Source organism: Meridianimarinicoccus marinus (genome assembly GCF_040689105.1).
Taxonomy (GTDB): Bacteria; Pseudomonadota; Alphaproteobacteria; order Rhodobacterales; family Rhodobacteraceae; genus Meridianimarinicoccus; species Meridianimarinicoccus marinus.
Window position 1 is genome coordinate 132,079 of record NZ_JBFBVU010000003.1, and the last position, 12,861, is coordinate 144,939.

At 63.8% G+C, this 12,861-nt stretch carries 13 protein-coding genes; 8 read left to right on the forward strand and 5 right to left on the reverse strand.

The features are described 5' to 3' along the window. Positions 1 to 14: 14 nt before the first annotated feature. The 3 genes from AB0T83_RS04135 to AB0T83_RS04145 all read right to left on the reverse strand — a co-directional run bounded on the left by AB0T83_RS04135 (position 15) and on the right by AB0T83_RS04145 (position 2,051). Positions 15 to 1,226 (reverse strand): flagellin N-terminal helical domain-containing protein, encoded by a 1,212-nt coding sequence (locus tag AB0T83_RS04135; protein ID WP_366191781.1) that lies wholly within the window; start codon positions 1,224 to 1,226, stop codon positions 15 to 17. Positions 1,227 to 1,434: 208 nt separating this feature from the next. Further along, positions 1,435 to 1,770 carry a hypothetical protein gene (locus AB0T83_RS04140; protein ID WP_366191782.1) on the reverse strand — a complete coding sequence of 112 codons (336 nt, stop codon included), beginning with the start codon at positions 1,768 to 1,770 and terminating at the stop codon, positions 1,435 to 1,437. After that, positions 1,767 to 2,051 carry a rod-binding protein gene (locus tag AB0T83_RS04145; RefSeq protein WP_366191783.1) on the reverse strand — a complete coding sequence of 95 codons (285 nt, stop codon included), beginning with the start codon at positions 2,049 to 2,051 and terminating at the stop codon, positions 1,767 to 1,769. Before AB0T83_RS04145 ends, AB0T83_RS04140 begins: the two co-directional genes overlap by 4 nt. Positions 2,052 to 2,152: 101 nt before the next feature. On the opposite strand from AB0T83_RS04145, the gene AB0T83_RS04150 reads away from it, so the two are divergent. From AB0T83_RS04150 to AB0T83_RS04160, 3 genes are all read left to right on the forward strand, one after another. Next, positions 2,153 to 3,364 (forward strand): flagellar hook-length control protein FliK, encoded by a 1,212-nt coding sequence (locus AB0T83_RS04150; protein WP_366191784.1) that lies wholly within the window; start codon positions 2,153 to 2,155, stop codon positions 3,362 to 3,364. Positions 3,365 to 3,371: 7 nt separating this feature from the next. Next, positions 3,372 to 4,028: a flagellar hook capping FlgD N-terminal domain-containing protein gene (locus tag AB0T83_RS04155; protein ID WP_366191785.1), complete on the forward strand. Its 657-nt coding sequence runs from the start codon at positions 3,372 to 3,374 to the stop codon at positions 4,026 to 4,028. Positions 4,029 to 4,337: 309 nt separating this feature from the next. Beyond that, positions 4,338 to 5,012, forward strand: a complete 675-nt coding sequence (locus AB0T83_RS04160) for a phosphotransferase (RefSeq protein ID WP_366191786.1) — start codon at positions 4,338 to 4,340, stop codon at positions 5,010 to 5,012. 132 nt (positions 5,013 to 5,144) lie between these two features. On the opposite strand, the gene ubiB is transcribed toward AB0T83_RS04160, so the two are convergent. Next, complete coding sequence (ubiB, locus tag AB0T83_RS04165; RefSeq protein ID WP_366191787.1) at positions 5,145 to 6,677, reverse strand: 2-polyprenylphenol 6-hydroxylase; 1,533 nt, start codon at positions 6,675 to 6,677, stop codon at positions 5,145 to 5,147. Then, entirely contained in the window at positions 6,678 to 7,430 is a 753-nt protein-coding gene (gene ubiE, locus AB0T83_RS04170; protein WP_193140361.1) for a bifunctional demethylmenaquinone methyltransferase/2-methoxy-6-polyprenyl-1,4-benzoquinol methylase UbiE, read from the reverse strand. A gap of 94 nt (positions 7,431 to 7,524) precedes the next feature. Here ubiE and mutM point away from each other — a divergent pair, with 94 nt between their 5' ends. The 5 genes from mutM to dnaN all read left to right on the forward strand — a co-directional run bounded on the left by mutM (position 7,525) and on the right by dnaN (position 12,824). Next, complete coding sequence (gene mutM / locus AB0T83_RS04175; protein WP_366191788.1) at positions 7,525 to 8,391, forward strand: bifunctional DNA-formamidopyrimidine glycosylase/DNA-(apurinic or apyrimidinic site) lyase; 867 nt, start codon at positions 7,525 to 7,527, stop codon at positions 8,389 to 8,391. A 64-nt stretch (positions 8,392 to 8,455) separates the two neighbouring features. Further along, a complete protein-coding gene (locus tag AB0T83_RS04180; RefSeq protein WP_366191789.1) occupies positions 8,456 to 9,232 on the forward strand; it encodes an enoyl-CoA hydratase-related protein in 777 nt (258 codons plus the stop codon). 93 nt (positions 9,233 to 9,325) lie between these two features. After that, positions 9,326 to 9,589, forward strand: a complete 264-nt coding sequence (gene rpsT / locus AB0T83_RS04185) for a 30S ribosomal protein S20 (RefSeq protein WP_193140358.1) — start codon at positions 9,326 to 9,328, stop codon at positions 9,587 to 9,589. Positions 9,590 to 10,186: 597 nt separating this feature from the next. Next, positions 10,187 to 11,602, forward strand: a complete 1,416-nt coding sequence (gene dnaA, locus AB0T83_RS04190) for a chromosomal replication initiator protein DnaA (RefSeq protein ID WP_366191790.1) — start codon at positions 10,187 to 10,189, stop codon at positions 11,600 to 11,602. A gap of 103 nt (positions 11,603 to 11,705) precedes the next feature. Beyond that, positions 11,706 to 12,824 carry a DNA polymerase III subunit beta gene (gene dnaN, locus AB0T83_RS04195; protein ID WP_366191791.1) on the forward strand — a complete coding sequence of 373 codons (1,119 nt, stop codon included), beginning with the start codon at positions 11,706 to 11,708 and terminating at the stop codon, positions 12,822 to 12,824. Positions 12,825 to 12,861: the final 37 nt, after the last annotated feature.

A 12,861-nucleotide genomic window follows, 5' to 3' on the forward strand; every position in this document is an offset into this window, starting at 1 on the left:
ACCGGTTCTTTGGATCAGCGGAAGAGCGACAGGACGTTCTGCGGCGCCTGATTGGCGATCGACAGGGCCTGAATCCCCAGTTGCTGCTGAACCTGAAGCGCCTGCAGTCGTGCCGACGCCTCTTCCATATCGGCATCAACCATCGACCCGATCCCGGCCTTCAGGGAGTCGGTCAGCTTGGACACGAAGTCAGCCTGAATCTCGATCTGCGCCGCGTCGGAGCCAAAGGCCGCCGCTGCGTCGATCGCCGTGTCGGTCAGCGTCTCGATCGTGCCAAGCGCGGTCTGGGCGTTGGCCAGACTGGTCACGTCCAGCGACTGCAAGGCCGCCAGCGATCCCGAGCCGGCGTTGGTATAGCTGGCCGAGATCGAGATGGTCCCGGTGCCGGTGTTGGTGAAGTCCAGTTCCCCGGGGTTGGAGGTGTCGTAGTCCACCGTCAGGTTGGCATTGCCCAGGGCTTCGATTTCAGTCTTCATCGCGGTGGCGATAACATCCGCCGACGAGGTCGCGGCCAGATCGGCGGCCGTCACCGTGTAGGAAGCGGTTTCGGTGCCCACGCGCACCGACAGGGTGTCGCCGGCAGCAAGTCCTGCGGCCGAGATGGTCAGCTGATCGTTGTCGCTGCCGCCGCCGACATCCAGCGACATGGACGCCGCATCGCCGGCGGTCGAGGCATAGCCGTTGGCCACGGTGAAGACGTTGGCCGCAACATAGCCGGTGGTCGACAGATCCTGCGCTGCCACCGCGATATAGGAGGGCGTTACGTTGCCCGATGCGTCACGGTCCAGCGAGGACAGGACATTGGTGCTGGCGGTAGACCCATCGACAAGGTTGAGCCCGTTGAACTGAGCGGCACCGACCACCGAGGCGATCTGTTCCTTCAGCGCGGTCACATCGGCGTTCAGCTTGGTCCGGTCGACGTTGTCACCGGTGGCGGCAACGATCTTTTCCTTCATCTTGCCAAGCAGATCGGTGATGGTTTCGGCCGCCTGCTGGGCCACCGCGACGGTGGACTCGCCCAATGCCAGACTGTCGGAGATTGCCTTGAAGCCGGTCACATCCGATTCCATCACTTTCGAGATTGCCCAGATTGCGGAATTGTCCTTGGCGGTTGCCACGGTCTTGCCGGTGGAGATCTCTCCTTGAGTCTTCTCAAGGCTCGAGTTGACGCCCTTGAGGGTTTGCAGCGCGATCATGGCGCTGGTGTTGGTCAGAATGCTGGACATGGTTTTCAATCCTCTACTACGGCGCTTTTGCGCCCGTTTGTCCCAACCGCACCTCTGTGCGGCCATGGCCGTCGTTCTGACTGATGCGGATGTATCTGCCCCCGCGCCGCCCCGTCCGGAGCGCAAGAGGACCCTAGGTCGACAGGGCCTAAGACTTCCCTAAACGGCTGACCTGAAAGCCTAAAACTTGAATTGACTGCTCTACGCTTCAGGCGCGCGTCCCACGGATATGCGGCGGCACCGTCTTGCGGCGGCCGTCCGAGGCATAGAAATCGGCGCCGCCCTGCAATCCTCGAATATCCGCAAGACGCTGTAGAACACTTCGAATCCCCTCTCCCGATGCCTTCAAGGCGGCCTGGTTGCGCGCCGCCTTTTCCTGCAAGCGGCCCAGATCCTGCGCAGACACCGGGCTGGCGGCAGCGTCTTCCAGCAACCTGGATTTCTCGGACAAAATTGCATCAAGTTGTCCGAAGTTTCCCTGTCTGACCGCCTCGAATTCGGCGTCGAGGAGGGCGTGAATGTCAGTGGCGGGTGTCTGGCTCATCCTCCGACCCCCCGCGTCAGCGCGGTGAAGATCGATTCGGCCAGTCCGATTCCGCCACCGGCAACCATACGGTCAGCCTGGGCCTGGTGCAGGAAGGACTGGAATTGTTCTTCGCCCGAGCCGCCGCCAAATGCACTCTCATCCGTGCCAGCACTGGTAGATTTCAACATCTCCGCAAGGAATTGCGCCTCAAGCTGTTGCGCCGCCTTGTGCAGCGCAGCGTGCTGCCGCGTCGTGATGTCGGGGGGAGTGCCATGCGTCATGGCTGGCGGTGTGGTCATCCTGAAATCTCCAATTGTAGGGATTGCGGCCAGACTTTCCCGATCGCGGTAAAGAAGTGGTAAGCCCTGCCGTCGCAATCTGCGGGAAACGGAGTGCACAAATGCCCATGATCGCGGATTCCAGCCCTGCTGCTGTTTCTCGAAAACTGCCCGAGTCTCACGGTGCCACACCGGACTCGCCTGGAGGGCAGGCGCGCAACAGCCGTGATTTCGCGGACTTCATGATCTCTGGGGACGATGCGCCGGCGACCCCGGACACACCCTTGCCGCAGGCGCAGATCGAACTGTTGACGGAAGACACAGGGGACAACACCACAACGCCTGAAGTGGGATCGCAGGACACGCCGGTTGCGAATACATTCCCGGAACGCCTGTCGACGCCATCAGCCGCAGGTCGGCCCGCGGAAACGGACCCCCAGTTGCGGGTCACGACAGCCGATAAGACGATGTCCACAACAATACAGGCTCCAGTCGGCACCGGGCCTTCGGGGTCCGACCCGGCAGATCTTCCGGTGGATCCTTCAGTTCAGGCGCGCCCTGAGAGTGTTTTTCCTCCGTTCGGGCCCGCGGTCGGCTTGCCCGAAAACGCCTGGATGGCCGCACACCTAGAACCCGCGCGACTGGGAGTGGGAAAAGATTCTCCCTCACGGGCCGAGGTTGCGGCGTGGTCTCCGCAAGCTTTCGATCAGGTTCCAAACCCGCCCATGGGGCCACGCGCAACGGCGGCACTGGTCGCACACGGCCTGCCGACTGCGCCCGTGATCCAGATGCCTGATTTTGCGCCGCAGACTGGCGCTGAGGCCGAGTTGGTCGAAGCGGTCGCCCTGCCAGAGGGGGTTGGATCCGGTATTCCGGAAGCGCGGTCCACTCAAACGGCGGCGGGTCTGGCTTTGACGCAGGGCCCAGCGCGCGCGCCTGCCGCGCCGGTCCTGGCGCAGATCACCGATGCGATCCGCATGACGGCGGACGGCAGCATCGACATTGCGCTTTCGCCCGAGGAACTTGGGCGTGTTCGCCTTGTCCTGCAGGCCAGCGACACCGGATTGCAGGTCAATATCCAGTCGGAGCGCTCGGAAACGCTCGACCTGTTGCGCCGGAACATCGAACAACTACAAGAAGATCTGAACGCCGCCGGGTTCGCGGACGTGAACTTTTCCTTCGGACAATCATCCCGGCAACCCCCGTCCGATGTCCCGGCCGAAGATACCGGCGCCGGGATGGCCAACATCGCGTCAGAGGCCGTGGACCCGGCCACGATCGTGCAACTTTCAGAGGCCAATTTCACCGAACTGCGCCTGAACATGAGACTGTGAGGCTCCAATGATCTCATCCATTCCCTCGACGACCGCGCCGGTTCCGGCCGCTGCCGGAAGCGGCGGTCAATCCGCGGCCATCAGCTCGGACTTCGACACCTTCCTGACGATGCTTACGGCACAGATCCAGAACCAGGATCCGCTCAACCCCATGGACTCGACGGATTACGCGGTGCAACTGGCCACCTTCTCCGGGGTCGAACAGCAGGTCCAGACCAACGAACTGCTGCGCGGCCTGTCGGGCGGTGGCCTGTCGGGGATGGAGAATTATGCCGGATGGGTCGGGATGAGCGCCCGCACCGATGCGCCCGTGCATTTCGACGGCACGCCTGTCGCGTTGCACTTCGATCCGCCACCCGGCCTGAAGTCGGCCGAACTTGTGGTGTCCTCGGCCTCGGGCCAGGAGCTTCATCGACGCTCAGTTCTGAACCAGACGCCGCCGTATTCCTGGGATGGGGTCTCGCCGGGCGGCAACCCGCTGCTGACCGGCACCTACCGGCTGCATGTCGAGGCCACGACCGCCGACGGGGCCGCGCAATCCTTGCCGGTGACCAGCTTTTCAACCGTTCAGGAAGTGCGCAACGGGCGCAACGGGCCCGAGATCGTATTGCAGCACGGGGGCGCGGTGAGCGTGGGCAGCGTCGCGGCACTCCGCCAGAAATAGGACCGTCTGTTGTTTCCGTGGCGCGAACCCCGTAAGGCATCGCCGAACACGCGCCCGACAGGGCGCCATGGGGTGAGGCCACGGCGGGTGTTGCAGGCAAACTCGATCATCGGGCGCATACCGTTGGCCCTGCGCCAGTCCCTGGGTCGCATGGGACATGTGCCGCACAACGCCCGGTGGCGGGTTTTACACGGCGGGCGCGTCAGCCGAGTGTTCCTGGTCTCGGCACCGGGAACCGTTCGCAGGGGCGCACCGCATGGAATTGTCTGCAAACTGACCGACCCCGGCTGCTCCAGTCCGCTGTTTCCCGTGGACCCGCGCCTGGAAGCGCTGGCGATGACGGCTTTGGGGGCTCGCTTTTCGGCGGCCTTTCAAGCGCTGATCCCCTGGGGCCGGGAAAGCTGCCTGCTCTACCCCTTCCTTCCCGAGACCGGGACCGATCTGCGGCCCGAAGACGTGGGCCGACTTCTGCGCGCGCTGCATCACACCCGCCTTCGTCCGAATGTCGTGCGGAACCGGCGTCCGTTGTTCGTGGCCGCCCTGGTGCGGATCGGCCTTGGCCATCTTCTGGATGCGGGGTGGTCCAACACGCGATTGGCGCGGATCAAAGCCTCGCTGCGCGTTCCCGCGCGCGGGGATGTGCTGCTTCACGGCGATCCGGTGCGCGCCAATATCCTGTCCACCCGGTCCGGTCCCCGGTTGATCGACTGGCAATGCATCGGGCGCGGCGACCCCTGTCTTGACCTGTCCATTACGCTGTCCCCGGCCATGCATCGGATCTATGGCGCCGGGAAAGCCCCCTTGGCGCCGGGCCGGGTGCTGTCGGCCTATGGATCAGCCGAAACGGCGCAACGCTATCGCGATCTGGCCCCTGCCCTGCATGTGCAGATGATCGGCCATTGCCTGTGGCGCGCCCAGCGAGGTGACACCGACTACATGGAGGCCCTGGCGGTCGAGCAGGCGCAGCTTGCACAACTGGTCTAGCCGGTCAGTCCTGACGCCGGGCGGGGCGGGATCGGCACAGGCCGAAATCCTGCACTGGGAAAGTCTGTTCCGGCCCTGACGTGTCCGGGGCATGCGAATATCCGCGCACGCTGCACAGCCGGGCAGCCCACTTCACCCCAGCGAAGCCACAACGACCGCCACCAGCGCCATGCCGCCAGCGCCAAGCGCCGCCCAGTTGAGTTTCGTCCGCAGCGGCACCGGCACCGGCACCTGGGGCGGGTGCATCTGTTCCACCAGAATCTTCTCGACCAGCCCCGGCAACCGGGGACCGAACCGCGCCAGCACCTGCCCGGTCCGCACCAGATCGCGCACCGCCGCGCGCGGGCCGATGCTTTTCTTGATGTAATCCTCGACGACCGGGTGGGCCACGTCCCAGATGTTGATATGCGGGTCCAGCGACCGGGCCACGCCTTCGACCACAACCATGGTGCGCTGCAGCAGGATCAGTTCGGTCCGGGTTTCCATGCCGAATTTCTCGGTCACTTCGAACAGGTAGTTCAGCAGCCGTGCCATGGAAATGCGCGTGGCATCCATGCCGAAGATCGGCTCCCCCACGGCACGCAGGGCGCGCGCGAATTCGTCGATGTCGCGGTCGGCGGGCACGTAGCCGGCTTCGAAATGCACCTCGGCGACGCGGTGATAATCCTTGCGGATGAACCCGTAGAGGATCTCGGCATAGACCCGGCGCGTGTATTCGTCGATCCGCCCCATGATCCCGAAATCTAGCGCGATGATCTCGCCCTCGGCAGAGATCTTCAGGTTGCCCTGATGCATGTCGGCATGGAAATAGCCGTCGCGCAGGGCCTGTTTCAGAAACCCCTGCAAGATCCGCGCCGCAAGATCCGACTTGTCGTGGCCCGCGGCGTCGATGGCGGCCAGATCGCTGGCGGCAACCCCTTCGGCCCAATCCATCGTCATCACCCGGCGCCCGGACAGACCCCAATGCACCCGGGGCACCACGAAGCCTTCGTCATTGGCAGTGGTCGCGGCAAACTCCGCCGCTGCCGAGGCCTCCAGCCGCAAGTCCAGCTCGCCCATCACCACGCCTTCGAAATGGGTAATGACATCGTTGGGCCGCAGACGGCGCGAGGCCGGGGACAGCGTCTCGATCAGGCTGGCGGTCAGGTAGAAGGCGTCGATGTCCTTGCGGAACGCTTTCTCGATACCCGGACGCAGCACCTTGATGGCCACTTTCTCGCCGGTCGAGGCCAGTCGTGCCATATGGACCTGCGCGATTGAGGCCGCGGCCACCGGGGCGCTGAACTCGGAAAACACCTCATCGACATCGATCTCAAGCTCGCGCGCGACCTCGGCCTTGGCTTCCTCCACCGAGAACGGTGGCAGTTTGTCCTGCAGTACCGACAATTGCCGCGCCAGATCGTCGCCCACCACATCGGGGCGCGTCGACAGCACTTGCCCGAACTTGATGTAGGCCGGTCCCAGCGCGGTCAGCGCCCGCGTCGCCGGGGGCATCGACATGTCGCCCTTCAGCCCCAGCGGCGCGAAGGGCCAGCCCAGCACCCGCGCCGCCATGCGCAGGCTGGCCGGGGCCCGGAAGGCATCCAGAACCACGCTCATGGCGCCGGTGCGTTCGAAAGTGGCGCCGGTGCGGATCAGCCGCCAGAAGTTGTGAGGCCCGCGCACTTACAGTTTCCAACCCGAATGGAGGGCCGCGATGCCCATCGACAGATTGCGGAATTTCACCTGATCGAACCCGGCGGTGCGGATCATGCCCGCAAAGGTTTCCTGATCGGGGAACTTGCGGATCGATTCCACGAGGTACTGATAGCTGTCACGGTCCTGCGCGATGACCTGCCCCATCTGCGGGATGACGTTGTAGGAATAACGGTCATAGGCCCATTGCATCGCCGGGTTCGGCAATTGGCTGAACTCCAGCACCATCAGGCGGCCGCCGGGACGCAGCACGCGGAAGGCTTCGTTCAGGGCGTCCTGCACGCGGGTGACGTTGCGGATGCCGAAACTGATCGTGTAGCGGTCGAAGGTGTTGTCGGCGAAGGGCAGGGCCATGGCGTCGCCGACGATCCAGTCCAGCCGATCCGACAGGGCCTCGGCCTCGGCGCGCTGACGCCCGGCCTCCAGCATCGAGGCGGTCAGGTCCAGCACCGTCACCTGCGCCTCGGGGGCGCGTTTCAGGAACCGGAAGGCGATGTCGCCGGTGCCGCCGGCCACATCCAGCAGGCGCTGGCCGTCGCGCGGGGCCAGCCAGTCCATCATCGCGTCTTTCCACAGGCGATGCACGCCCACCGACATCACGTCGTTCATGACATCATAGCGCGAGGCCACCGAGGTAAAGACCCCCTGCACCAGCCCGGCCTTATCTTCTTCGGGAACTTCACGGTTTCCGAAATGCGTCGTGCTGCTCTTGTCCTGGGTCATCGCTCTTGCCGTTGTCGGGTCCAAGCCTTCTTATAGGGCGCTGGCGCGCCGATACAACGCGTCCGCCCTATGCATTCAGCCGCAGGAGTCCGTGATGCCCGAATTGCCCGAGGTCGAGACCGTGCGCCTCGGCCTGGAACCCGTCATGACCGGGCGGGTCATCACCACGGCGCAGGTGCGCCGCCCCAACCTGCGCTGGCCGTTTCCGCCCGACATGGCGGCGCGACTGACCGGACAGCGGGTCATGGCCCTGCGGCGGCGGTCAAAATACATCCTGTGCGATCTTTCGGGCGGCGAGACCCTGATCTGGCATCTGGGAATGTCAGGGCGGGTGCTGATCTCGGCCCCCGATGCCGCCGCGTCGCAACCGGGCGGCTTTCATCACGTCCACCCGGCCCCGCAGAAACACGATCACGTGGTGCTGTCCTTCGATCAGGGCGCGCAGGTGGTCTTCAACGACCCCCGGCGATTCGGCGCGATGGATCTGGCACCGACCGAAACGGTCGAGCAGCATCGCCTGCTGGCCGGGCTGGGCCCCGAACCGCTGGGCAACCTCTTTCACGAGGCGCATCTGGTGGCCGCCTTCAAGGGCCGCGCCGCGCCGGTCAAATCGGCGCTGCTGGATCAGCGGGTCGTGGCAGGGCTGGGCAACATCTATGTCTGCGAAGCGCTGCATCGCGCCGGAATCGCGCCGACCCGCAAGGCTGGCAAGATTTCCGCTGCGCGCGTGGCCGCGCTGGTGCCCATCATTCGGGCAGTTCTGCAAGAGGCCATCGCCGCTGGCGGCTCGACCCTGAAGGACCACCGGCAACCGGACGGCGAGTTGGGCTATTTTCAGCACAGTTTTCAAGCCTATGGCCGTGAAGGCGGCCCCTGCCTGCAACCCGGCTGCGGCGGCACCATCCGGCGGATCGTGCAATCGGGACGCTCCAGTTTCTATTGCCCGGCCTGTCAAAGATAGCTTGAAACCGCCGCAAATCGCCTGCTAAGGCGTGGGGCTGCTGAAACTGTTATGGCAGGTACCCATGGCCTACGAGACGCTGATCCTCGAGATTGAAGACCACGTCGCGCTGATCACGCTCAACCGCCCCGAGGCAATGAACGCCCTGAACATCCAACTCATGGGCGAGCTGTGCGATGCGTTGAGCATGATCGAAGGGAACGACAAGGTTCGCTGCACGATCATCACCGGCAACGAAAAGGCCTTCGCAGCCGGGGCGGACATCACCGAACTGGCCGAGAAATCCTTCGTCGATGTCTATACCACCGACCATTTCGGCCCGCTGACACGGCAGTTTCAGGACTGCCGCAAGCCGATCATCGCGGCGGTGTCGGGCTATGCTCTGGGCGGCGGCTGCGAACTGGCGATGATGTGCGATTTCATCATCGCGGCGGAATCGGCGAAATTCGGCCAGCCAGAGATCAACCTCGGCGTGAACGCCGCTCTGGGCGGGACCCAGCGGCTGACCCGCGCCGTGGGCAAGGCGAAATCCATGGACATGCATCTGACCGGCCGCTTCATGAAGGCCGAAGAGGCCGAGCGCTCGGGTCTGGTCAGCCGCGTGGTGCCGGGCAAGTCCCTGCTGGACGAGGCGCGCACAGCGGCACAGAAGATCGCCGAGAAGTCGCGGATCACCGTCATGGCGGTGAAGGAAACCGTGAACCAGAGCCAGGAAATGTCGCTGGCCGACGGGCTGCTGTTCGAACGCCGGACCTTCCACATGATGTTCGCCAGCGCCGACCAGACCGAGGGCATGGAGGCATTCGCCCAGAAACGCGACCCGCAGTTCCGCGACAAGTAGCGGGAAAACGGCGCAAGGCGGTTGACTTGCCGGCGAGTCGCGTCTAGACGGCTGGCTTCATCGGATTTCACCCCAAAACTGGGAAGAACGACTATGGCTAATACGCCCCAATCCAAAAAGCGCGCCCGCCAGAACGAGCGTCGCTACGCCGTCAACAAGGCGCGCCGGTCGCGTATCCGCACCTTCCTGCGCAATGTCGAAGAAGCCATTGCATCGGGGGACAAGGATGCAGCGTCCACCGCTCTGCGCGAAGCTCAGCCCGAGCTGATGCGCGGCGTGACCAAAGGTGTGTTCCACAAGAACACCGTATCGCGCAAAATGTCGCGCCTGTCGGCCCGCGTCAAGGCAATCGGTTAACACAACCTTAACGGGAAACCGTGTCGAGGGAGGTCCGCTTGGGCCTCCTTTTTTCTTGTCTGCCGTGTGTCCAGAATCGCACGCATCCACCCCATTGTTTTTATTTTGATTTTTCCAAAATCTGGATTCGATTTCGGCAATCGACATGTCAATGTGTAAGTTCTGTTGCGCCAGACGAGGCCCGATTGCTAGTGTCATCCTGCGATTCACATCGTCTTTGGGGGACATGAGATACGCACCACGAAATGGAAGTTGATCCTTGCGGGGGTAACGGATGATTGGCCGGTTCTGACCGGTTTGAGGTGACGTAAGCTCTGGCTGTGTTCGGTGTTTTCACCGGAGGAGGGGCCAGCTTTGGACGGGTAAGGGCATCCGTTCAATCGAAGCGTGTCCATTATTTGGCAGACCGCCCTGCGCGGTGACTCCCGGTTTTCCGGGGTGCTGGTGCAGTGCGAATCCCGGGCTCGGGGCAAGCGGGCCGTGTCGCGTGGCGACATACCGGTTTCGACCGGGCGGGAGAGGTTTGTCTGGATGTGTGAAAGCAGGACAGGGGCACCCGCGCCAGGCACGCGGACAAGAACGAATGGGCTGAAAAGAATGACAAACGAAATCTGGGGTGAGGTTCAACTCGCACTTCGGCAGTCGGTGGGCGATCACAACTACAAGACATGGATCAGCCCGATTGAGTTCAATACCTTCGAAGATGGCGTCGCCCATTTTCACGTTCCAACCAACTTCATCGGCACCTGGGTCAACCGGAACTACGCCGACAAGATCCTGGCCCATCTGCATTCGGCCGGGGCCAATGTGCGCCGCATCGAATTCGATGTTCGTCTGGCCGGCAGTCCGATCGCCGCAGCCGCCAACGTCGATGCGCCCCTAATGGCCACCGCCGAAGTTGCCGCCGTGGCCGCAGCCCCTGCCCTGGCAGCGCCCGAGGTTCAGGCCCCCGGCCCCGCGCCGCGCGTCGAAGAACCCGGCGGCAAGCTGGATGCCCGCTATACCTTCGACCGTTTCGTGGTCGGCCCGCCGAACGAGCTGGCCCATGCCGCCGCCCGCCGCGTGGCCGAAGGTGGCCCGGTGAATTTCAACCCGCTGTTCCTTTATGGCGGCGTCGGGCTGGGCAAGACTCACCTGATGCACGCGATTGCCTGGGAATTGCAGAAGAACAAGCCCGAGCTTCAGATCGTCTATCTCTCCGCCGAGCAGTTCATGTACCGCTTCGTGCAAGCGCTGCGCGAACGCGAGATGATGAACTTCAAGCAACTGTTCCGCTCGGTCGATGTGCTGATGGTGGACGACGTGCAGTTTATCGCCGGCAAGGACAGTACCCAGGACGAATTTTTCCATACGTTCAACGCCTTGGTGGATCAGCGCAAGCAGATCATCATCTCGGGCGACCGCGCGCCGGGCGAGATGACCGAGATGGAGGAGCGCATCAAGTCGCGCCTGCAATGCGGTCTGGTGGTGGACCTGCACCCCACCGATTACGAGCTGCGCCTCGGCATCCTGCAGCAGAAGGTCGAGGTCTACGCCCAGCAGTATCCCGGTCTGGTGATCGGCTCGGGCGTGCTGGAATTCCTCGCGCATCGCATCTCGACCAATGTGCGGGTTCTGGAAGGCGCGCTGATCCGGCTTTGCGCGCTGGCCAATCTTTGCGGCCGCGAGGTCACCATGGAAATGACGCAGGACTGCCTGTCGGACGTGCTGCGCGTCTCGGAACGCAAGGTCACCGTCGAGGAGATCCAGCGCCGCGTGTCGGAACACTACAACATCCGCCTGAGCGAGTTGATCGGCCCGACCCGCGTGCGCACCATCGCCCGCCCGCGCCAGATCGCCATGTATCTGTCCAAGACCCTGACCTCGCGCTCGCTGCCCGAGATCGGGCGCAAGTTCGGCGGCCGCGATCACACCACGATCATGCACGGCGTCAAGCGGATCGAGGAATTGCGCCAAAAAGATAGTCAGGTGGCAGATGATCTGGAGCTGCTGCGCCGGGCATTGGAAGCCTGAGTCCGCCAGAGCGTGGAAAACCCGTAAAAAATCGCAGAAAACGGCTTGTACCATGTCAGAAATCCGCTAGCGTCACACTCCCTTGTGAGCTGAGGACCGTGGCATGAAACTGAGTATCGAACGCGGCACGTTGCTGAAAGCGGTGTCCCAGGCGCAATCCGTCGTCGAGCGGCGCAACACCATCCCGATCCTCTCGAACGTCCTGATCGAAGCCGAAGGCGCGGCCGTGCGGTTCCGCGCCACCGATCTGGACATCGAGGTTCTGGACACCGCCCCGGCGCAGGTCCATCAGGCCGGCGCCACCACGGTGTCCGCCGTCACCTTCCACGAGATCGTGCGCAAGCTGCCCGATGGCGCGCTGGTCGAACTGACCGCCGACAGCACCAGCAACACCCTGAAAGTCGAAGCCGGGCGCGCCCAGTTCACCCTGGCCACGCTACCGAAGGAAGATTTCCCGGTGATGGCCACCGCCGAATACGCGGCCAATTTCACCGCCACCGCCGGCACCCTGAAGCGCCTGTTCGACAAGTCGAAATTCGCCATCTCGACCGAGGAAACCCGGTATTATCTGAACGGCGTCTATATGCATGTGGCCGATGCGGGCGGCCAGCCGGCCTTGCGCTGCGTGGCGACCGACGGCCACCGCCTGGCCCGGATCGACGCGCCGCTGCCGCCGAAAGCCGACGACATGCCGGGCGTGATCGTACCGCGCAAGACCGTGGGCGAGTTGCGCAAGCTGCTGGAGGATGACGACGCCGAGATCGCGGTGTCGGTGTCGGAAACCAAAGTGCGCTTTGCCACCCCCGACATCACCCTGACCTCGAAAGTCATCGACGGCACCTTCCCCGATTACACCCGCGTCATTCCGGTGGGCAATACCCGCAAGCTGGAAGTGGACGCCTCGGATTTCGCGCGCGCCGTGGATCGCGTGGCGACCGTGTCCTCGGAACGTTCGCGCGCCGTGAAACTGGCGCTGGAGGAAGATCGGCTGACCCTGTCGGTCAATGCCCCCGACAGCGGCGCCGCCGAAGAAGAACTGGCGGTATCCTATGGCGACGAGCCGCTGGAGATCGGCTTCAACGCCAAGTACCTGCTGGAGATTGCCAGCCAGGTGGATCGCGAAAACGCCGTGTTCCTGTTCAACTCGGCGGGCGATCCGACCCTGATGCGCGAAGGCAGCGACGACTCGGCGGTCTATGTCGTGATGCCGATGCGGGTCTGACCCGCTGGCCGCGGCCTGACACCGGGCCCGCGGCGCC